A 21,441-nucleotide genomic window follows, 5' to 3' on the forward strand; every position below is an offset into this window, starting at 1 on the left:
CATTATTTTATAAATATTTTTAATAAACTACTCAACCATTATCAGCTTTCCCGTGTTCGGATCTTTATAAACCTTTCCCATCTCAACATACCCTTCTCCAGAACTATTAGATGAATTAATATTATTATCGATCTCTTTTCCCTGCTTTACATCAGTAACACTTTTAATTTTTTCCATAGTTGATTTTTTCTCTTCAGGAGTCATATCTTCATTAAAAACTACTGATTGCATATTCCATGACATTACAAGGAAAACTAGGAGTCCTACAGATATAACTAACATTGCATCAACAAGATTTGTTGTTCCTGCCATTGGATCCTCTTCAGTTCTTGAAGACCTCCTATTTCTTTTGGATTTAACCATAAAAACCACGAATAATTTATAAATTGTTAATAGTTTGATTTATACTATTTTTAAAGTTATTAATAATAATACATTTAATAATATTTTCTAGAGTATTCTTAATACTATTCTTAAAAATATTCTTAAAAATATCCTTAATATTATTTTTGTAAAAGAATATTTAAAACATTAATTTTGATATTTTTTTTTCATAAAATCTAATACTGCATCAGATAATGCATCAAAATTAGACAGATAATCATCATACCATCTTTTTCTTATTTTAGATACAAAATATCCGATTGCACCAGCACCTATACCTACAACAGTTGTATCAAAAGCAACAATAATAGCATTTGCAAGACCAGTGACATCCCCACTACCTAATGCTGCAAGCCCTGGACCCATTGGAATTAAGGTTCCCATTAATCCTAAAGTAGGACCAATACGGGCCATAATATCAGTTTTTTCAAGAATTTTATCAATTAAATTTTCTTCATTTTCAATTATTTTTCTAGCTAAAGCTTCTCTTGATTCTTTAGATAAATCTTCAGAAGATATTAAATCTAACAAATCTTCTTTCTGTTTTTCAGGAATTTCTGAGGAGTTAATCGCATTTTTTGCAATATCTGAATTCTCAGCTAGTGAAATATCTCTAATCAAATTTTTCATTGTTGAAATTGGAACCTTTTTTCTTGAGCTATACTCTGAAATAAGGCTACCAATAGTGATTACTGCATAAACAACAAACACTAATAAAAGAACTATCACTGGAATTAATAAACTTTGAGAAATCACATTTAAAGTTGAAGTTAAAATCCCACTACCTGGAATATTTAAAACCATTTAATCACCTAACACTTCATAATACAGAAAATTTTTTAATTTGAGCATTTTAAGAAATATTCATAGGAATTTTATTTAAAAATTTTCAATAAGGAATTTTTATTATTAATATTACTTTTCAATATATTTTCATAAAATTTTATAATTAATAGAAATTTAATATGTATTTTTATAAATTTTCATTATTGAAAGAGAATTTAATAATATTTTATTAATAATTATTTCAAGAAACTAGTTTTTTTAGAAAAGAATGCCCCTACTATCAATAATAACAAAATTACTGGAATCAGATATATCATAAGATTTACATCTATTAAACTTATAGGTTTCATAATTTTTTTAAATCCTTCAATTAGATTTGGAAGAAGTAATGCTGCAAGTAAAAAGTAAACTCCTAAGAACAACATGAAATTTCCAAGAATAATTGGGTAAGGTTTCTTTATAAAATTAACAATTATATTAGCAGAAAAATAGGAGACTATAATAACTAATGCCAATATTATAGATATTATAGGACTCAATTCTCCAATAGAGAGACCTATTATAGGAGCAACAAATATGGCAGTTATAGTTATGGATAAAAAACAACAAGGAGAAGGTGCGATTACAGCTAAAGCAGATGTTGTTGAAGTATTACATTTATGAACTTTCCATTCCCTTATAGTTGTTAAACCTGCTAAAATCATTATAATAGACATAACTATAAATATTGGCATATTATACGATATGACAAAGTTTGTAAATTGGCTTGAATAAATAGAAGCTATTTGAGTAGCAATATAAATACCAATACCATAAATAGCTATTAGTAATAAAATAGATTTTTTTGAGAGATTCGCCATAGCTGAACCTAAACCAATTTTAACACCAAAAACTATGATTGCTGCTATTACGCCTGCTTGCCATAAAATATCCATTGGGTTCATGTTTTTTTATCCTATATTCTGATAATAAGACCTAATATGTTAGAATTATTATTATTATTATTATTATTAGTAAAATAATTATTATTAAAAATAAAATCCAATTTAAGATATAATAACATTATACAATATAAAAAAATTAGATCAATTATATTATACATTGGAATGTTATAAAATTTAATAATAAATGAACAATTTTATTTATATAGTTCATAGATATAAATGTTATTATCGATATAATTTTGAAAAAATATAAATCAATATTAAAATATTTGATTATAATTAAATAAAATAAACAAATTTAAAAATCTTTAAAATTGATTATATTGATTTTATTTTTATTAAATTAATATAAATTTATTTATAATGAATTTAAGAAAAAAATCGTCGATAAGAAAATAATTATAATAATAAAAAATTATCAATAATAAAAATTCCCCTTAAGAAATAAAAAATAATAGTAGAAAAATTATAAGAATATGTAAATAATATTTTTTAATTAATATCATCTACTTATAGTCAAAATCATCTACTTATTAAATTTTATTTAAAACTCAAATTAGACAACTTTTACAGATTTAGTTTGAGAATTACCATTAGTAGTAACTTTTACTTTTTGGGTTCCTTTAGAAACTGCTTTGACTTTCATTTTTAAAGTTATTGTCTTTTTAGAAGGAACTGATTTAACAGTCCAAGTTTTAGAATTTTTGTTATATGATGCATAACTACTTTTACTTACTGCTGCTATTTTTAATCCTTTTGTTGTAGATATTTTACTAGTTATTTTAGATGAGTTATCTAAGCCTGTGTTCTTAATTTGAGTAGTTATATAGAAGTAATTAGCTTTTCTTACTTTACTTGCACTGAATGTATTACTGCAAGATACTTTGATATCTTTATCAACAGTTAGTGTAGTTTTGGTACCATTAAGATCAACCCAACTATTACCCTTATTTAAGTTATCATTATAAGTTGCATTTATAGTATTTACAAAAGTTCCTGCTTTTGAAGGTTTTGCATAAAATACTAAAATAGCATTACTATTACTAGATAATGAGTCAATAGTCCATACTCCATTGGAAAAGCTACCACTTGATATAATTACAGAATCAGGACTTACACCTGCAGGCAAAATATTAGCTATTGTAATATTGCTTCCCGCTCCTTTTCCTATATTAGACACTGCTACAGTATATCTTACATTTTGTCCATTTTTTATAGTAGTTTTTTCATAAGAAGAGTTTATAGAAATTTGTGCAGGTGTTTGTGAACTATCAGAATAAGTTCCATTAACATTAGAATTAGAAGTTGAAGAATCTGCAGTTACTAAATTATATCCAAAACTAGGAGAAGTTGATTTTGAAGAATATGTAAAGTTATTACCTTCTAAAGTTATATTGCGATAAGTACTAGCTAATAAAATACCAATAATTCCATTTTTCATACTATTGTTTTGGATTAATACATCAAAAGCACCATAAGCAGTGATTGCACTTAAAGTAGTATTAATTATAGTATTATTTACAAATATATGGCCACCAGAGTGCATTGTATAAATACCCTCACTAGCATTAATTATTGTATTATTAGAAACTGTTGTATTTGCACTGCTTCCATGTCTTACATCAATACCATGTCTACCAACATTAGAGATTGTATTATTGTTAATTATAGCTGCACCAGAACCAAAATTGATAATTCCGGTATCGGACATATTGGTGACAACATTATTATAAATAGACATTGTTGTTGCACCAGTAGTCATAGCTAAATAAATACCCCATGCAGAATTATTAAGAGTATTATCATGAATACTTACATTATTAGTATTACGTAATGCATAAATTAGTGCATTTTTTGAAGTTGCAGATGAATTAGTCAAATAGTCAAATCCTGGCATACTTGTGATATTTAAACCATAAATACTACTATTACTTGAACCATTTACAAAATAAAAAGCAGCTGCCCTGTCAATACCATATTTAGATATATCAGTTGGATTTAGAGTTGAATTATCAACAATTGCTTTAATAAGTGCATTTGAACTAGCTGTTATAGTAATAGACTTATTAATAATTAAACCGATATTTTCAAATATTCCATCATCAAAAAATAAAGTATCTCCATCTGATAATCCATTTATAATATTTTGTATATCAGAATTTGAACTTGTGTCATTTACATGGACAACTTGTGCCGCCGAAGAAGAATCAATTGATAAAGCAATTCCTCCAATGGCTATTAAGACAAAAAATATAAAAGCTATACTTTTATTAAATCCGCCATTACCATTTTTTAATTTAATATTATTCACATCCTTTAGGTAGTTTTAAATATTTTAATTATATAAGTTTATAATTTAAATTAATTTAAAAATTAAATTAATTTAATACTTATTTCTAAATATTTTTTAATTTAAATAAATATTAACCGATTTAATTGAGAAAAACCCATAATTAATTAATATTTAAGTATAAAATATGTTTTTATAACTACAAAACAATATAAAGTAAAAATATTATGATAATAAATATAACTATAGTTATGTTAAATATTATAAACATAATATTTTGAATGAATATCAAATTAATAAAATAAATAATAAAATATCATATATTGAATTATAAACTTATTATAAAGAATATTAAATATTTTATATAAAATAATATAAAAAATATTGAATTAATATTAAAATAAATATTAAAATAAATATTAAAATAAATATCATATATCGTTATAAAAATATTAAATATTTATTATACAATATTTTATATTAATTATTTATATATAATATAATTAAATATAATAAATTTATTTACAATAATAATGTTACTAATTAATTTTGAATAAATTTCATTAATTTTAATATTAATATAAACAAATTATACAAACATCGTTATGTAATTATATAATTATCGGTATGGCATCCATTATATTTAAATATTACGATTAATAAACTACTTAAATAAAAAGAACATTAAGGTTTAATAAAAAGTTTAAAATAAAATCATATGGTTATATTTGTTAAATTGAACCTAATAATATATTAAAATTATAAAAACTAATAATTATCAACATTAAATGCATTAATAATAAAAATAATTCCTAAAATAGATTAAAATACAAAAATATTGTCTTTAAGATAATATTAATACAATATACAAAAAGAAATAATAGACGATAGGCATTAATATAATATTTAAAATAATAGGATATTTTATAATAAATAATCATACTAAAAATATTAATATCATTAATATAAATTAAATAGAAATATTATCTAAAATAAGCAGATTAAAACTGTCATTAATTAAAATAAATAGATAATAAAGTCTATTATTTAAAAATAATTAAAAATATTAAAAAAAATATTTGTGGACTGTTTAAATGGACAATATTAAAAAGATAGAAAAAAATAGAATTAAATATTTATTCTTATCGATTATAATTATTTTCTCTATTTTTATTTTTATATCTCCTAGCTATTCTGCAACAATAGAAATTAGTCATAATGCAACTAATCAAGAAATACAGAACTTAATTGATTCTGCAAAATCTGGAGATATACTTCAATTTAAAAATTCAACATATAATAACATATCACTAATAATAAATAAAAAATTAACTCTAAATGGAAATGGAGCAACAATAATTTCAAATAAATTTGAAGAAAATAATGGAAATGAAAATGATGGAAATGATACTTTTTCTTTCTATTTTACAAAAAGTGCTTTAGGTAGTTCTTTAATTGGGTTTAATATAATTACTAACTATGACTATGGAATTATTGTTAATTCATCATCAGTAACAATGAGCTCAAACAAAATTATTGGAGGTCAAAAAGGTTCAATTTTACTTAATAAAAGTACAAATTCAAATTTGAAGAATAATATAATTTCAAATTCTCAAGAATATGGATTATTTATTATAAATTCAGCAAATATAAAAATAATATCAAACATCATTACAAACAACAGCAAAACAGGAATATTCATTTATAATTCACAAAAAGTTATGATTAATAAAACTTCAATATTAAATAATAATTTACATGGAATTGAAGTAATACTATCAAATATGACAACAATCATTAACAGTACAATTGGAAATAATTATGATGGAATAAGTCTATCAAATACATATAAAACTAATATAACCGAAAATATTATTACTAATAATAAAAGAAATGGGATAAACCTAAATGATAAAACTGAAAGAACAGACATTATAAATAATACAATTTCTAAAAATGCAAATGGGATACAATTAAATGGTAAGTCTTTAAATAATGTTATAAAATTGAATATTATTAAAGATCAAAAACAAACATCAGACACTGATTTAGATGTATTTGAAACAGGAAATGGTATTGTAATTGGAGATAATTATGATCAGTCTTCAACACACAACATTGAATTTAATACCATTTTAGGTAATGAGAATTTTGATGTTAAAAATAAGCCCCAATTTGATGAAATAGGTATTGGACCTAATTATTATGGAGAAAGTACTCCACATATATGTCCTAGGATACTTGCTTCAATATTAACAGCAAAATTAACTGCTTCTGGTGAAATGGCCCTATGGGATGGAAAAAAACAAACAGGATATGTTATAGGTGCTGATGGAAGAATATATCCATCTTCACAATCAGGAAACCCGATAAACCCACCAAATAATCCTCAAAATGGTTCAAATATTGATAATTCTGGATCAAATGGAAATTTAAATAATCCTAGCCTTCAAAATGGAACCAATAATGGAAAAGCATATAACAAAACAAATAGTCCCATAAAAACTAATACAACAAATAATCAAAATTCTGTAGGAACTAGTGGTAAAACATTACTAAGTAAAGCTTATGAAGTTATATCAAACCAGATTGCAAAAGCAATGGGAGAAAATTCAATATTGCCATATTTAGTCCTTATTTTGATTGCAGGAATATTTGGCTTAGGCTATTTAAAAAAGAAAAAAATATAAAAAAGAAAGAATTATAATTATTTATTAAAATATTAAATTAATATTAAAATATTATTAAAATATTATAAATCAAATATTATAAAATTAATCAAATTTTATAAAATTATCTAAAAGTCGCAATAATCGGAATATCCATCTCAATTGCATCTAAGAGAATTTCAGTAATTTCGAGACCTTGTTTTAATCTCACAAGGCCTTTTTTTCCAACAGTAGCTGTGAAAAGATATTCGCCATTAACCGAAACATCAAACTCTTCGCCAATATTCTCATATCCCATATCTAAATTTAAGTGTTTTTTAGATACTTCATAAGGAATTTCAAACTCTTCACCAGCTTTTTTAGATTTATTTTCCTTTTCATATTTAGGATCTTTTAAAGATTCAATAGGTTCAATACCAATACTAATTCCTACTTTTCTTTCAAGATCATCTATACGTTTACCTTTTTTACCAATTATTTTTGGAATAAATTTCTCATTTACAAAAACTTTTACTCTATCATTAGAAACAAGCTCAACTTTAACATTAGATTTTGGAACTATTTTTTTAACAGCCCTAGTAACTTCTTTCTCAACTATCATATCTACAGAGGACTTAGAATCATTATTTTTTCCATTATCTTGAACTAAATCAACATCCATCACAATAGTCTGTTCACCATAAGTGTAAATTTCATTTTTTAAGTCATTAGTCTCAAAGTCACGAACTTCAATAACTGGCCTTGCAAGGTCTGCTTCTTGCATACCTGAAGGTACTTTTACAGTTAAATTAGTTTCATAAATAGATTTAATTTCACCATCTTCAATATAAATAGTTGTATCAACAATTGAAGGGATTATACCCAGTTCAACCCTTGCAGCTATTCTTTGGATAGCATCAATAGGACGAGTAGCATGAACAACTCCAATCATTCCAACACCTGCCAACCTCATATCAGCAAAAATATTAAAATCATGATTTTTTCTAAGTTCATCATAAATAGTGAAATCTGGCCTAACAAGAAGTAAAATATCTGCAGTTTTTTCCATATCCCCATCTAAAGGAGCATATTGAGTTATTTCATCACCAACTTGAAGATCACGAGGTGATTCCATGGTTTTCACTATTTGATTCATATCTTCAGAAAAAAATTTAGCTACAGCTTGAGCAAATGTACTTTTTCCCGCTCCAGGAGAACCTGAAATTAAGATACCATTAGCTGTATTTCTAAGTCTATCCATTAACTTATCAGAAAGTTTATAATCTTCAATAGAAACTTCTGCTACTGGCCTAACTGCAGTAATCTCCATTGCTTCAGAAAATGGAGGTTTAGCTATTGAAATTCTGTATTCTCTTGATTGAATAACTGTAGCTCCTTCTTCTTCAAGTTCAAGATATGTCTTAAAATCATATCTAGATTTTTCTATTATTTCTTCAGCAATTTTAATAAGATAATCATAACTAAGAGGCTTTGAATTTAATTTAACAAGATTTATATTTCCCGGTTTTCCTTTTTTAGCCATTGGAGGAACATTTTCCTTAAGATGTACAGACATTGTATCATCATCAAAATATTCAGATATTTTTAGTTCCTTACTGGATTTATCTTCTTGTTCAACAAATATAGATTTAATTCCCTGGGCTTTAGCTACTTCATTTTGAACTTTATCCGATGTTACTAAAATAGCAAATTCAGCTTTTGCAACATCTCTTATAATTGCATCGATTTCACCAGTTTTAGAAAGAGAAATTTCATAATTGCTAGGTCTTTTTCCAGTGAAACTAATAGCTATTTCTCCACTATCAACAAGTTTTTGAAGTTTTTTTAACTCATTTAGCCCTTTTTGACCAATAAGTTGACCTTTATTTGTTTGATATTCAAGTTCAGCGACAACTGCTTCAGGAATAATAATTTCTGGATAATTTAAATTATTTTCATTAATTAAATTAGTTATTGCTCCTTCAATAATAGCACTAGTATCAGGCACTATTTTCTCTATATTTTCTTCATTTTCTATTTCAAATTTTTCAATAAATTCCAATTGATAATCCCCTGTGTTTATAATGTTTAAATAGTTAATATACTATTTAAAATAAAATTTAATAAATACCATAAATATTCATTAATCTAATAAAAAGTTATAACTTAAGATTTATTATTCCTTACCATATACCTCTTCTGGATTAAATAATCTTTCAGATATGATTTTTAAATCTTCTTTATCCAAATCTTCTAAATCTTTATTATTTTCATTTATGTTAGCTACATCAAATTCTCTAAAAAAACAAGAATAATAACCTTCATGACATGCAGCACCAGTTTGCTCTACTTTTAAAACAACCGCATCCATATCACAATCAGTAAATATTTCTTTAACCTTTTGAGTGTTTCCTGAGCTTTCTCCTTTTAACCATAATTTATTTCTAGAAGTACTCCAATAATGAGCAATACCTGTCTTTAAAGTTTTTGTAAGTGCTTCTTTATTCATATAAGCCACCATTAAAACTTGAGAACTTTCATAATCTTGAACAACAGATATTACCAATTTTTCTCCATTAACTTCATGTTTAAAATTAATTTTAATAATTACACTCCCTACAATTAAATATTAATTATTGCTTAAAAACTCTTTAATATCTTCTATAGCCACTAATTCCTGATTTCCAGAAATCATATCTTTAATAGTAACACTATTTTTATCTAAATCATCTTTTCCTACTAATATGACATATTTAGCATTTAATTTATTAGCTGTATTAAGTAATTTTTTAAATTTCTTTCTTGAAAGATCTATTTCAGTCGGAATACCTAAAGATCTGATTTTTTGACCTATTTCAAAAGACTTTTCTCTTGTCTCATTAGATATAGGTGCAACGAAAACATCAATAATAGAATCCTCTTCAATAATAGATTCAGAATTATTAGTTTTAGACCTATTATTTTCAATAGCATTCATTAAACGATCAAAACCAAAAGCAAAGCCAGTAGATTCAACTTTTTCTCCCCCAAAAAGTTCTACAAGGTTATAACTACCCCCACCAGCTATTTGTTTTTGAGCTCCGAGTTCTGGAACATAAATTTCAAAAACAATTCCAGTATAATAATCTAAACCTCTTGCTATTCCAAGATTAAGAGTATAATTAGAAACTTTGAAACTTTTTAAAAGGTTTATAAGTTTTTTAAACTCGTTTAAAGATTCAAAAGCCTCATCATATTTGCTAATAAGATTTTCAAGATCGTTCAATACCTCATCTTTACCGACAAAATCTACTAATTTAATTAATATTTGTGATAACTCGTTAATTTCTATAAGTGGATTTCTATCATTAGTAAGCTCACTTTCAAGTAAATCTTTATCTCCTTTATCAATTAAAGCCATGATTTCTTCTTGAATATCGCTTGATATTTTAAAATGGCTAAATAAACCCCTGATTATACCTAGATGATTAATATGAATTTCAGCACTATCAATTCCTAAATTTTCTAAAGATTGTTCTGCCATTGCAATAGCTTCAGCTTCTCCTTCAGGAGATTTAGCACCTATTAATTCGCAACCAAACTGCCAGAATTGACGAAATCTTCCTTTTTGAGGCCTTTCATATCTAAAACAACTTCCAAAATAATAAAGTTTTATTGGTTTAGCTGTTTTTTGGAGTTCATTAATATATAACCTAGCTACAGGAGCCGTAATTTCAGGCCTAAGTGTTATTTCACGGTTAGATTTATCAGTGAAATTGTATAATTGATCAACAATCTGATCTCCAGATTTTGTTGTGAATAATTTTAAATCTTCAAATAAGGGAGTTTTTATTTCTTGATAAGCATAAGTTTCAAAGACTTTTCTCAATGTGTTTTCACACTTTTTTCTTTCTCTCATTTCATCAAAAAGAAAGTCTCTTGTTCCACGAGGTCTTGTAAATTCCAATATTATTCCTCCAATTTATAATGAAAAGACAATAATTTAAATAATTTTTTAAAAATGAGTTAAAATATAAATAAATATAATAAATATAATAAAATTTTAAACTATTTTATAATTTTTATTTTTATAATTGTATTTTGTTTTTATAATTTTCTATATTAAATAACTATTATAAATTTAAAATATCTATTCAAATATTAAAATATTTTTCTATTAAACTACAAATCAATTTGATTAATTAATTCTTTAATATGAACATTTTATATATAAATTAAACAACCTATTTTTTTAATAATTATTTATCTAATTTAATAATATAATTATTCTTGCCAATTAGTAGCTAAAATATTTATTTTGTATTAAAATATTTATTTATCAAAGTTTATATAATTATATGACAAATATTGGAATTCATATTTTTAATAATATTGAAAATTAATTTTTAATAATATTAATTATTAATTTTTTAATTTAGATTAATAATAATTATTACAATATTATCTAGATTAAAATTAATTATATTCAATGAAAAAAATTATAATTAAAATATGAGTAATAAATAAGTTTAATAGAAATATGAGTAATAAAAAATTTAATAGAATAATAATAATGAAAAGAGAGTGATTAATTGATAAATGGAACCACAAAAGTTGTTGGAATAATTGGAAACCCAGTTGGACATAGCTTTTCTCCAGCGATGTTTAATGCTGCATTTAAATCTATGAATATGAACTATGTTTATGTTCCATTTAAAGTAGAAAAGGAAAACTTGAAATATGCGATTCGTGGTGCTAAAGCATTTGGTATTCAAGGACTTAATGTTACTATTCCCCATAAACAAAAAGTCATAAATGAACTTGATAAATTTGATATAATGGCAAATCTAATCGGTGCAGTCAATACAATAAAATTTAAAGAGGGCAAATCAAAAGGTTATAACACTGATTGTGTTGGTGCTGTTCGAGCCATTAAAGAAGTTTCAGATTTAAAAGATAAGAATGTAGTAATAGTTGGAGCTGGAGGTGCTGCAAGAGCAATATCTTTTCAATTAGCTATAGAAGGAGTTAACAGCATAAATATGATTAATAGAAGTCCTAAAAAAGCAAAATCCCTTATTTATGATATTAAAACTTTACTATCTGCAGATTTTACTGATAATTCAAAATTAGACGAATTAACAATAGATTTTTCACATATAGACATTACATTTAAATATGGAAGCCTCGATGAGTTACCTAAAAGTTTAGCCGATGCAGATATTTTAATTGATACTACGCCTGTAGGTATGCATCCAAATTTAAATGATGAACCAATAGCTACTTATGATATCATGCATTCAGATCTTATTGTTAATGATATTGTTTACAATCCTCTTGAAACTAATCTTTTAAAGGAAGCAAAGAAAATAGGCGCAACTATAATTTATGGAACTAAAATGCTTTTGTATCAAGGTGCTGAAAATTTTAAAATATGGACTGGAGAAGAAGCCCCATTAGATATTATGGAAAAAAGCATATTAAATTCTATTAAATAGAATATTAATAAAAATTAAAAATAATAAATAATGAATACAAGATATTTAAAAATAATAAATAATGAATACAAGATATTGAAATAATCCCTCAAAAAATAAAATAGCTCATTTAAAAATAATAAAATAAACAATCAAATAAAAAATAATTAAAAAAATAAGTAAAAATATAATTAAAAAATTAAAAAATTAAACAATCAAATAAAAAATTAAATAAAAAACAAATAAATAAATAATATTAAATTATAATATATATTATAAAATTATTACATCCATACATAAACATTAATTAAATATGTAAATTTTAATAATTTAATTTTTAATAATTTATAATTCTAATTAAAAAAATTGATTTATTAATTATATTAGAATGTTTAATTATATTAATACTACCCATATTTGAAAATAGCTATTAATAAACTTAATAAGGAGATTGAATCAATGTCTTATAGAATTGCAGTAACAAGTGATGATGGAGAATATGTTAATCAGCATTTTGGCCAAGCCACCCATTTTTTACTTTTTGAAGTTGAAGATGATGGAAATTATGAATATTTAGGTTCTGTTAAAAACAATCCCACATGTAACAGTGATGAAAAAAACAAATCAGAACAAGCCATTGCCCTCATTGATGACGTTAGTATTTTAATAACACAGAATCTTGGGAAAAAACCACTTGAAATTTGTATTGAAAAAGGAATTAAGCCCATAATATCATATAAAGCTATTGATGATGCATTAGATCAAGCAATAAGTGATTATAATCAATAATAATTAATTTTAAAATATAATACTTGGAAATACAATGAAAATAAAAATATAAAATAAAAATATAAAATAAAAATATAAAATGAAAATATAAAATATTAATTATAAGATATAGAATAATATTAATAAATTAAATTTACAACTTATATTTTCCTTAATTCTCCTATTCTTATATGTCTTATTTTTCCCAATAAATTATTTCAGATAATTATTTAATCAATCATATATTCTTCTTAAATTTTAGTATTTTAATTATAGTAAATTATAATTACTAAAATAATTAATATTAACCTAAATGTTATAATCTAGATGATTTTATGAATCAAACTATAGATAAAGCTAATAAAAAAAAAGAAGTTTTAAAGTTACTTAGCATAATTGGTATAGACACAAGATATGTTAGTTATACACCCAAGGTATTATATATAAATGATCAAAGGTTTGCTAAGTTTTCTAAAAAAAGACAAGTAACTTTTAAGAAATATTATCCCAAAATAGAAATTATAAATTCTAATGTTCTTAGAAAGATATGTATAAAATTTTCAGAAATTATAGCTAATGAAATATCTCCTAAAAATAATGTTTTAATATTAAAACCTAAAAATAAAGTAGATTATTTATTAAAAATAGTTTTAGAACCTTATGCTCGAAAATATGGGATAAAAATTATGGAATATGATATAAAAAATATAAATTCTTTTTTATCAAAATTAGATCAAAAAAATCAAATATTTATAAAATTAGATAAGTTAAAAAATATTGACAAATTATTCTTTAGTGATACTGAGGAATATGAAGCTAATAAAAATGATAAAAGTAATTTAATCAAAATTGATTCAGTTCTTTTATCACAAACTTTAGATGATAAAGTTGAATCTATATTAACAAGTATATTTAAAGGTGAGGGAATTCCATTTTCCAAATCAGATTATAATAATGAAACTAAAATTGTCTATCCATTTATAAATGTTCCAAATAGTTGGATTGATACATTTCTCGAAACACTAGAAAAGGAATTAGATTCAAAAATTGATATTATAATTAAAAATAAAACATTGAATTATTCAAATAATGATTCTTATTATAAAATTACTAAATCATTTATGGATTTTATAGAAGAAATAATACCACAATATAGAGGAAATATTCTAAAATCATCAAATTTCATAGAAGATAAATTAATAAATACTAAAAAATCCAAATAAACTTAAAAATATTCATTAAAATCAAATTTAATAAATAAAAATAAAAAAATAAAAAAAAATATTTCAATTAGAGAAATGGTTTAAAATAGGAAGAAATAATAAAAAATAATAATTCCCAAGTGATATTAACTTATTCAGAAGTATCAGGCGTATAAACCCTAGTTCCAAAGTCTGAATCAACTAAAAACAATCCATTAGATGATTCATTAGCTAATTTAACTTTATTTAAAGCACTACTAGCTGATTCTTCCTCTTCAACTTGTTCTGCTACAAACCATTGTAAAAAATTGTTTGTTGAATGATCTCGTTCTTCTATGCTTAAATCAACCAAATCATCAATTAATCCTGAAACAGTTTTCTCGTGAGATAAAACATGTTCAAAAACATCAACAGGGGATTCCCATGAAGATTGAGGCTTTTCTATCTCATAAAGTGTAACCCTTGCTCCTCTTTGAACAATATAATCATAAAACCTCATTCCATGAGAAAGTTCTTCTTGAGCTTGGACTCTCATCCAATTTGCAAAACCTCCTAAATCAATTTCTTCAAAATAAGCCGCCATTGACAAATACAAATATCCAGAATACAACTCAGCATTAAGTTGTTTGTTTAATGCTTCTTCCATTTTTGCGTTTACCATAAAAAACACCTCTTTTAATAATAAATAATCTTATAAACATAAGATTGTATCAATAAGAAAATGAAAAGCTAATTATGAAATAAATAAAATTATAAAATAAATAAATATTAAAATTTAAAAACTAAGATATAAAATTAAAATAAAATTAAAATATTATATTATTTTATATCATATTATTAAACAAAAACAATGAAAATTATATAAAACAAAAAATTATATAAAACTTTTAAATTTTATATAATAAATCAATTGATTACTCTTGTTTAACAAATTCGTCTTTTCCTACACCACACATAGGACAAGTCCAATCATCAGGTAAATCTTCAAAAGCAGTTCCAGGATTTATTCCATTGTCAGGATCTCCTTCTTCTGGGTCATATACATATCCACACATATCACATACATATTTATCCATATTATCACCTTAAAATTCTTTAAATAAATATTTAAATAAATATACTTAAACGTTAAATAATTAAGAATAATATTAATCAATTAAATTTAAGCTAAACATTAATTATATACATTTTTAATTAGAATATAATTAATTATAAAATGATTAATTAAAATATAATAATGATATTATTATAATAATTAAAATATGGCAATTATTAATATTATACTAATCAACATACATAATTATAAACTAATAAAAAACTGATAAATTTAAATAATAAATATTAAATTGGTTTGAACATTCTTTTTGGAGCACCACATGAAGGACATTTAAAATTATCTGGTACATCTTCCCATTCGGTTCCTGGTTCAACATTAGCTCTTGGTTCTCCTTTTTCAGGATCATAAATATATCCACAGACTTTACATTTCATCCTACCACTCATATAATACAACTCCTATTATTAATATTGATTTACAAAAAGTTTATATAATTTTAATAGAATTTTATAGAACCTAAAATTCATTATTAAACTTTATAAATCTAGAATAAAATTATTTTTTACTGTAATTATATTATTGTATATTCTAATATTTATTATTATTGAAAAAATTATTATTATAAAAATAATAAAAAAAGAATATTATAAAAATAATAAAAAAAGAAATAATATAAAATAAAATGAAAAATAATAATATAATAAAATTTAAATAATAAAAATATAAATTATAAAAAAATTTATTTAACAAGAACAATAGGAATATCAAAAGTTCTAATAACTCTATCTGCAATACTTCCAATTTTAAGATTTTCAGATCTATTTTTTCCTAAAGAATTTATAACAATAGAATCAACTTGTGTCTTTTCAGCTATTATTTTCATATCCCTAAGAGGATCTGCAGTAATCAAATGTTCTATGACCATAACTCCCTCTTTTTTACCTTTTTCGGATATTTTTGCTAAAATTTTATTTCCTTCATCTTCTAAATCATCATAAGAAAAACTAGTATTTTCATCAAGAACATAAACAGCAGTAACTTTAGAATTAAATTTTTTAGCAATTTCAAAAGCAGTTTCAACAGCCAAATACGAATATTCAGAACCATCAGAAGGAACCATTATATTTTCAAACATAAACTTCACCAAAAATAATACTTGATTAAAAAATATTTAAATAATAAAAATATTTAAATTAAAAATATTTCAATTAAAATGAATTTCAATTAAGAAATAATAAGATAAAATTAACTTAAATAATCAGCTTTACAAAAAGTAACAAACTCATTAGCTAATCTAATGGGATCACCATCATCAATTATTTTTCCTTTATCCATAAAAACAGCTCGTTTACTAAGTTCTTTTATAAAATCAATGTTATGTGAAACCATTACAATAGTTGATTTAAATTCTTTATTAATCTTTTTGATAGAATTTGAAACGATTCTAAGTGTTAATGGGTCTAAATCCCCAAATGGCTCATCAAGTAATAGAGTTTCTGGTTTTGAAGCTAAAGCCAAAGCCAACATTGCACGAACTTTCTGTCCTCCAGAAAGTTCATAAGATTTTCGATTTAATATTTCAAGAGGGAGATCTAAAGCTTCAAAAAGAGGTTTAATTTCTTCTCTAACAGCTTTTTCTGGAAATTTTGGAAATAAATCATCTAAAATATCTGGAAGTAGTCCAATTTGTTCAAGTCTAGATTTTGCTTCATTTTCAGGCAAATCTGTAAGTTGATATAATGAATCTAAAAGTTCATCCCCTAATCCCAATTCCTTGGCCTTTTTTCTTGCATCATCCACTACAAATTGATTTTTAAACCCTAATTTTGTAGCTAACTGATCCCTTATAGTAGAATGATGCTGAAGTGCAAATTCTTGATACATAAAACCTATTTTTCTCCTGACTTTCATCCTATTAATTCCTGGATCATCCAAATCAACCCAAATATCTTCAATATCTTCTTTAGAATCATTTTCATTATTTTTAGAGTTTTTTATAGAATCATTATCTATATTATCCAATTCTTCATGTTCAAGCCTATATAAAACTTCTCCTTTTTCAGGATAATCTAATCCTGCGAGAATTCTAAGAATTATACTTTTACCTGCACCACTCGGACCAAGAATCGTTAATATATCCCTTTTTTTAATTTCTAAATTGATATCTTCAATATCTAAAACACTTCCTCCTTTTAGAAGGAAAAATTTCTTTTCAATATTATTAGCCTTAATTATTGATTTATCATCTACAGTCAAATCAATTTCAATTTCAGGCTCTATATCACTTAAAAACTCTTTTGTAACATCAGAAGCATCTCCTTCTTCTTTAATTTCACCATCTTCAAGTAAAATAACCCTATCTGCCAAATAAGTATGAACTTCTGGCAAATGTGAAACTAATACTACAGTTACTCCTAAATCACTATTGATTCTTTTAATTGAATCAAGAATAGCTTGTTTTGTCCTTGGGCATGCCATAGTAGCAGGTTCATCAAGAAGTAATACTTTTGGTTTTTTAGCTAATTGTCTAGCCATTATAAGCCTTTGTTTTTCTCCGCCACTTAATACTGGAGCAAAATGTTCTGATTTATCTTCTAGACCAACAACCTTTAAAATTTCCATTGCTTCATCACCAAATTGATCATAAGCAAAATCAAAATCAGTTGAAGCTTCATCCCCATATTTAGCACCATATAATTTTCTTACAACATTATTAAGAGCTGTTTCTGGCCATAACCCAAAGGATCTTTGAAGATGAATTGCAGTATCTTTTCTAAGTTTATTATAGTAATATTGACTAGAATCAGATGAAACTTCAATATTATCAAGTTTTATCTTTCCCTCATCAAATTTTTCAACACCTCGGAGTATTCTAAGAAGACTAGTTTTTCCAGACCCACTCATTCCAATTATACCTAATATTTCACCATCTTTAACTTCAAGGTTGATATTTTTTAGTGCAGATATTTCCTCACCATTATCTAATTTATAATTTTTACTAAGATTTTCCACTTTAATCATGAATATCACTATTTAATAGGTGTTTTATAACATTATAGTCTTTAAAATAACAGTATACAGAAATTAAATCCAATATATAAATTCAATCTATCAATCCAATATATAAATTCAATTTAATTAGATTTATAATTATCCTTATTTAATAATACATAAATTATTATTTAATAATAATTTTTAACAAATAGTTTAGTATGATAATTAATGTATTAAAATCTAATCTTATAAAGTTTATTCTTTAATTAATATAATTCATTAATTAATATAATTAATATTAATAATTATAGTTATTTATTAATAATCATGAGTTAATTAAAAAATAAGTTAATTAAAAAATTGAAAAATATAGCTAAATTTAATAATATGAATAATTAAATATTATACCAATGAAAGAAAAAAGAGGATTATTAATAGGTAGGATGCAACCAGTTCATAAAGGACATATTCAAGTAATTAAAAAAACACTTGAGGAAGTTGATGAAATCATCATTGGAATTGGAAGTGCACAATTAAGTCATACAACAGTTGATCCATTCACAGCTGGAGAAAGAGTTATGATGCTTACAAAAGCATTAGCTGAAAACAATATAAACTCTTCTAAGTATTATATTATACCTATTCAAGATATTCAAATGAATGCAGTTTGGGTTTCTCATATAAAGATGCTAACACCTCCTTTTGGCCATGTATTTAGTGGAAATCCATTAGTACAAAGATTATTTGAAGAAGAAGATTATGAAGTATCTAAACCTCCACTTTTTAAAAGAGAAAAACTTTCCGGAACAGAAGTTAGAAGAAGAATGTTATCTTCTGAAGACTGGAAAAAATTAGTTCCACTTTCAACTGCTGAAATTATTGAAGAAATCAAAGGAATAGAAAGAATAAAACACCTAAGTAAAAAAGAAGTTAGTGAAATAAAAAAAACTTAATTAAAAAATTGTAATATTAAGTAAAATTATTAATTAACTTATAAAACACCAAAAAACAAATACTAAAATAATAAAAATAATATTAACTAACTAGTTTAAAATATAAAAATATTATATAACAATAGTTATATTTATTTATGTGATTGATTAAAATAAATTATAATTTACAAATATAAATTTAATAAAAAAATAATCATAACTATTAAATTATTAAATTTATAAGCCAATAAATTATTAAACCATAATTAATACAATTATGTATAGCTCATTAAATATATAAAATCATTAAAATTAATAATGATTACAATAACAGATAAATAATTAAAATGAATAAATTTAAATAGAATATATTAATTATAGGAGAATGTATAATGGTTATTAAAATAGTTGAAAAAGATGATGAATATTATGAAATACAAGATTTAGTTGATTCATTAAAAAAAGATAAAAAAATAGACGAATCTGGAGCAATATTTACATTTGAAGGTTTTGTTAGAGGAACTGAAAAAAGTAATGAAGGTGAAAAAATTGTTGATAAAATGATATTAACAACACCTAACAAAGAAAAAGCTCAAAAAGATCTTGAAAAAATCGCAGAAAGTGTTAAGATTAAATATGGTATTTTTAGAGTAGCTATTATTCATTTTATAGGTGAATTTTATACCGGAGACCCCTTATTTTTAACAGCAGTATTAGGACCTCATAGAAATGAAACTCTTGATGCATTAAAAGAAGTTATAGAAAGAACTAAATTTGATGTTGAATTTAAAAAAGAAGAAATATCAAGCACTGGGACAAAAATTATAATGGCTGGTGGCTAATAAAAAGAAAAAAACGTGTTAGAAAAGCGGCATTTATAAAAATGGTATTTATAAAAATAATATATCTAAAAATAATATATCTAAAAATATTTTTTTATAAAATAAAAATAATAAAAAGAAAAGGATAAAAAATATTATTCTTTTCCAACAATTATTTCAGTTGATTTTATTATAGCTGAAACTTTATCTCCTTTTTTAAGACCTAAACTTTCAGCAGATTCTTTAGTTATTAATGCTGTTAGAACTCCAGGATTTTCAACATTAATTTTAATACTTGCCATTACTGCACCTAAGTTTACATCTTCAACTTTTCCATCAATTTTATTTCTTGCACTAATTTTCATATTATTCCTCCCAAATATATAATTAAAATCATACAGACTTATTTTAAAAAATATGAACAATATGATTTATAATTACATTTATATTTTTTATTATGTCATTTGTATTATATAAATATTCTTATTTATCTTTTATATTGGGAAATAAAAGTTTTATCATCGACCTCCAAAATCATTACATATCGATTTCATCTAATAAAATTATCTAAAAAATTATTTAAAAAAATAAAATATATAAATTAAAAAGAATATAATTTCAAATATGAACAAAATAGAATTTACCCCTATTGGAACAGTACACTCTCCTTTTGATGAACTTGAAGGAATGCCAATTCAACCAATTGGTGCTAGAGGAATTAAAGGAGAAATTCACTTAAGAGATGACTTAATACCAGGATTAAAAGATTTAGATGGTTTTTCACATTTAACCTTAGTTTACTATTTGCATAAGGTTAAAGGATATTCTCTAGAAGTAAAACCATTTTTAGATAATGACCACCATGGAGTCTTTGCAACAAGATCTCCTAGAAGATTCAATCCGATTGGAATATCAGTAGTTAAATTAGACTCAGTAAAAGATAATATAATTGAGATATCAAATGTGGATATTTTAAATGGAACTCCCCTTTTAGACATAAAACCATATGTTCCACAGCTATATGAAGATACTTGTAAAGATCTAAAAATTGGGTGGTTTGAAGATAAACACGAAAATGCAGAAAATACAAAATCAGACGATCGTTTCATTGATTAATGAAAACATTGAATATAAAAATTAATTTAAATTTATTTAATAA

At 23.8% G+C, this 21,441-nt stretch carries 20 protein-coding genes; 7 read left to right on the forward strand and 13 right to left on the reverse strand.

The genetic code is table 11. From position 1 onward, the window contains the following. Positions 1-27: 27 nt before the first annotated feature. The 4 genes from Q0087_RS05930 to Q0087_RS05945 form a co-directional block, all read right to left on the reverse strand. Positions 28-363 (reverse strand): DUF2149 domain-containing protein, encoded by a 336-nt coding sequence (locus tag Q0087_RS05930; RefSeq protein WP_297898765.1) that lies wholly within the window; start codon positions 361-363, stop codon positions 28-30. Between the two features lie 168 nt (positions 364-531). After that, positions 532-1,188 carry a MotA/TolQ/ExbB proton channel family protein gene (locus Q0087_RS05935; protein WP_297898766.1) on the reverse strand — a complete coding sequence of 219 codons (657 nt, stop codon included), beginning with the start codon at positions 1,186-1,188 and terminating at the stop codon, positions 532-534. A 218-nt stretch (positions 1,189-1,406) separates the two neighbouring features. Further along, complete coding sequence (locus Q0087_RS05940) at positions 1,407-2,114, reverse strand: DUF2162 domain-containing protein (RefSeq protein ID WP_297898767.1); 708 nt, start codon at positions 2,112-2,114, stop codon at positions 1,407-1,409. Between the two features lie 556 nt (positions 2,115-2,670). Then, positions 2,671-4,425, reverse strand: coding sequence for a right-handed parallel beta-helix repeat-containing protein (locus Q0087_RS05945; RefSeq protein WP_297898768.1), 1,755 nt, complete (start codon positions 4,423-4,425; stop codon positions 2,671-2,673). A gap of 1,073 nt (positions 4,426-5,498) precedes the next feature. On the opposite strand from Q0087_RS05945, the gene Q0087_RS05950 reads away from it, so the two are divergent. Then, a complete protein-coding gene (locus Q0087_RS05950) occupies positions 5,499-7,094 on the forward strand; it encodes a nitrous oxide reductase family maturation protein NosD (RefSeq protein WP_297898769.1) in 1,596 nt (531 codons plus the stop codon). A 103-nt stretch (positions 7,095-7,197) separates the two neighbouring features. On the opposite strand, the gene Q0087_RS05955 is transcribed toward Q0087_RS05950, so the two are convergent. From Q0087_RS05955 to hisS, 3 genes are all read right to left on the reverse strand, one after another. After that, positions 7,198-9,072: a PINc/VapC family ATPase gene (locus Q0087_RS05955; RefSeq protein ID WP_297898833.1), complete on the reverse strand. Its 1,875-nt coding sequence runs from the start codon at positions 9,070-9,072 to the stop codon at positions 7,198-7,200. Between the two features lie 156 nt (positions 9,073-9,228). Continuing rightward, on the reverse strand, positions 9,229-9,657 hold the full coding sequence (hisI, locus tag Q0087_RS05960; RefSeq protein WP_297898834.1) for a phosphoribosyl-AMP cyclohydrolase: 429 nt from the start codon (positions 9,655-9,657) through the stop codon (positions 9,229-9,231). A 24-nt stretch (positions 9,658-9,681) separates the two neighbouring features. Beyond that, on the reverse strand, positions 9,682-10,998 hold the full coding sequence (hisS, locus tag Q0087_RS05965) for a histidine--tRNA ligase (protein WP_297898770.1): 1,317 nt from the start codon (positions 10,996-10,998) through the stop codon (positions 9,682-9,684). Positions 10,999-11,623: 625 nt separating this feature from the next. Between hisS and aroE the strand changes: the two genes are divergently transcribed. From aroE to Q0087_RS05980, 3 genes are all read left to right on the forward strand, one after another. Further along, positions 11,624-12,529, forward strand: a complete 906-nt coding sequence (gene aroE / locus Q0087_RS05970) for a shikimate dehydrogenase (RefSeq protein WP_297898771.1) — start codon at positions 11,624-11,626, stop codon at positions 12,527-12,529. A 438-nt stretch (positions 12,530-12,967) separates the two neighbouring features. Then, positions 12,968-13,297: a NifB/NifX family molybdenum-iron cluster-binding protein gene (locus tag Q0087_RS05975; protein ID WP_297898772.1), complete on the forward strand. Its 330-nt coding sequence runs from the start codon at positions 12,968-12,970 to the stop codon at positions 13,295-13,297. A 314-nt stretch (positions 13,298-13,611) separates the two neighbouring features. Next, the gene (locus Q0087_RS05980) at positions 13,612-14,499 is read left to right on the forward strand and encodes a hypothetical protein (RefSeq protein ID WP_297898773.1); all 888 of its coding nucleotides are present in this window, start codon (positions 13,612-13,614) and stop codon (positions 14,497-14,499) included. A gap of 130 nt (positions 14,500-14,629) precedes the next feature. Here the strand turns inward: Q0087_RS05980 and Q0087_RS05985 are convergent, their stop codons facing one another. The 5 genes from Q0087_RS05985 to Q0087_RS06005 all read right to left on the reverse strand — a co-directional run bounded on the left by Q0087_RS05985 (position 14,630) and on the right by Q0087_RS06005 (position 18,556). Beyond that, entirely contained in the window at positions 14,630-15,139 is a 510-nt protein-coding gene (locus Q0087_RS05985; protein WP_297898774.1) for a ferritin, read from the reverse strand. Positions 15,140-15,392: 253 nt separating this feature from the next. After that, positions 15,393-15,554: a rubredoxin gene (rd, locus tag Q0087_RS05990; protein WP_297898775.1), complete on the reverse strand. Its 162-nt coding sequence runs from the start codon at positions 15,552-15,554 to the stop codon at positions 15,393-15,395. Positions 15,555-15,819: 265 nt separating this feature from the next. Then, positions 15,820-15,981: a rubredoxin gene (locus tag Q0087_RS05995; RefSeq protein WP_297898776.1), complete on the reverse strand. Its 162-nt coding sequence runs from the start codon at positions 15,979-15,981 to the stop codon at positions 15,820-15,822. 293 nt (positions 15,982-16,274) lie between these two features. Next, a complete protein-coding gene (locus tag Q0087_RS06000; RefSeq protein ID WP_297898777.1) occupies positions 16,275-16,670 on the reverse strand; it encodes a universal stress protein in 396 nt (131 codons plus the stop codon). Between the two features lie 110 nt (positions 16,671-16,780). Then, the gene (locus Q0087_RS06005; protein ID WP_297898778.1) at positions 16,781-18,556 is read right to left on the reverse strand and encodes an ATP-binding cassette domain-containing protein; all 1,776 of its coding nucleotides are present in this window, start codon (positions 18,554-18,556) and stop codon (positions 16,781-16,783) included. Positions 18,557-18,939: 383 nt separating this feature from the next. Between Q0087_RS06005 and Q0087_RS06010 the strand changes: the two genes are divergently transcribed. Beyond that, the gene (locus Q0087_RS06010) at positions 18,940-19,482 is read left to right on the forward strand and encodes a nicotinamide-nucleotide adenylyltransferase (protein WP_297898779.1); all 543 of its coding nucleotides are present in this window, start codon (positions 18,940-18,942) and stop codon (positions 19,480-19,482) included. A 371-nt stretch (positions 19,483-19,853) separates the two neighbouring features. Then, positions 19,854-20,303 (forward strand): molybdenum cofactor biosynthesis protein MoaE, encoded by a 450-nt coding sequence (locus Q0087_RS06015; RefSeq protein ID WP_297898780.1) that lies wholly within the window; start codon positions 19,854-19,856, stop codon positions 20,301-20,303. A gap of 134 nt (positions 20,304-20,437) precedes the next feature. Here the strand turns inward: Q0087_RS06015 and Q0087_RS06020 are convergent, their stop codons facing one another. Further along, a complete protein-coding gene (locus tag Q0087_RS06020) occupies positions 20,438-20,647 on the reverse strand; it encodes a molybdopterin-binding protein (RefSeq protein ID WP_297898781.1) in 210 nt (69 codons plus the stop codon). A gap of 259 nt (positions 20,648-20,906) precedes the next feature. Between Q0087_RS06020 and tsaA the strand changes: the two genes are divergently transcribed. Then, entirely contained in the window at positions 20,907-21,398 is a 492-nt protein-coding gene (gene tsaA / locus Q0087_RS06025) for a tRNA (N6-threonylcarbamoyladenosine(37)-N6)-methyltransferase TrmO (RefSeq protein ID WP_297898782.1), read from the forward strand. Positions 21,399-21,441 lie beyond the last annotated feature (43 nt).

Origin of the sequence: uncultured Methanobrevibacter sp., from assembly GCF_937881195.1 — an archaeon.
Taxonomy (GTDB): Archaea; Methanobacteriota; Methanobacteria; order Methanobacteriales; family Methanobacteriaceae; genus Methanobinarius.

Bases quoted from the DNA above. Each gene is read 5' to 3' on its own strand.
- Q0087_RS06005 (WP_297898778.1), bottom strand. From the start codon at position 18,556: ATGATTAAAGTGGAAAATCTTAGTAAAAATTATAAATTAGATAATGGT.
- Q0087_RS05940 (WP_297898767.1), bottom strand. From the start codon at position 2,114: ATGAACCCAATGGATATTTTATGGCAAGCAGGCGTAATAGCAGCAATC.
- Q0087_RS05950 (WP_297898769.1), top strand. From the start codon at position 5,499: ATGGACAATATTAAAAAGATAGAAAAAAATAGAATTAAATATTTATTC.
- Q0087_RS05975 (WP_297898772.1), top strand. From the start codon at position 12,968: ATGTCTTATAGAATTGCAGTAACAAGTGATGATGGAGAATATGTTAAT.
- tsaA (WP_297898782.1), top strand. From the start codon at position 20,907: ATGAACAAAATAGAATTTACCCCTATTGGAACAGTACACTCTCCTTTT.
- Q0087_RS06010 (WP_297898779.1), top strand. From the start codon at position 18,940: ATGAAAGAAAAAAGAGGATTATTAATAGGTAGGATGCAACCAGTTCAT.
- Q0087_RS05930 (WP_297898765.1), bottom strand. From the start codon at position 363: ATGGTTAAATCCAAAAGAAATAGGAGGTCTTCAAGAACTGAAGAGGAT.
- Q0087_RS06020 (WP_297898781.1), bottom strand. From the start codon at position 20,647: ATGAAAATTAGTGCAAGAAATAAAATTGATGGAAAAGTTGAAGATGTA.
- Q0087_RS06000 (WP_297898777.1), bottom strand. From the start codon at position 16,670: ATGTTTGAAAATATAATGGTTCCTTCTGATGGTTCTGAATATTCGTAT.
- Q0087_RS06015 (WP_297898780.1), top strand. From the start codon at position 19,854: ATGGTTATTAAAATAGTTGAAAAAGATGATGAATATTATGAAATACAA.
- Q0087_RS05935 (WP_297898766.1), bottom strand. From the start codon at position 1,188: ATGGTTTTAAATATTCCAGGTAGTGGGATTTTAACTTCAACTTTAAAT.
- Q0087_RS05995 (WP_297898776.1), bottom strand. From the start codon at position 15,981: ATGAGTGGTAGGATGAAATGTAAAGTCTGTGGATATATTTATGATCCT.
- rd (WP_297898775.1), bottom strand. From the start codon at position 15,554: ATGGATAAATATGTATGTGATATGTGTGGATATGTATATGACCCAGAA.
- Q0087_RS05985 (WP_297898774.1), bottom strand. From the start codon at position 15,139: ATGGTAAACGCAAAAATGGAAGAAGCATTAAACAAACAACTTAATGCT.
- Q0087_RS05980 (WP_297898773.1), top strand. From the start codon at position 13,612: ATGAATCAAACTATAGATAAAGCTAATAAAAAAAAAGAAGTTTTAAAG.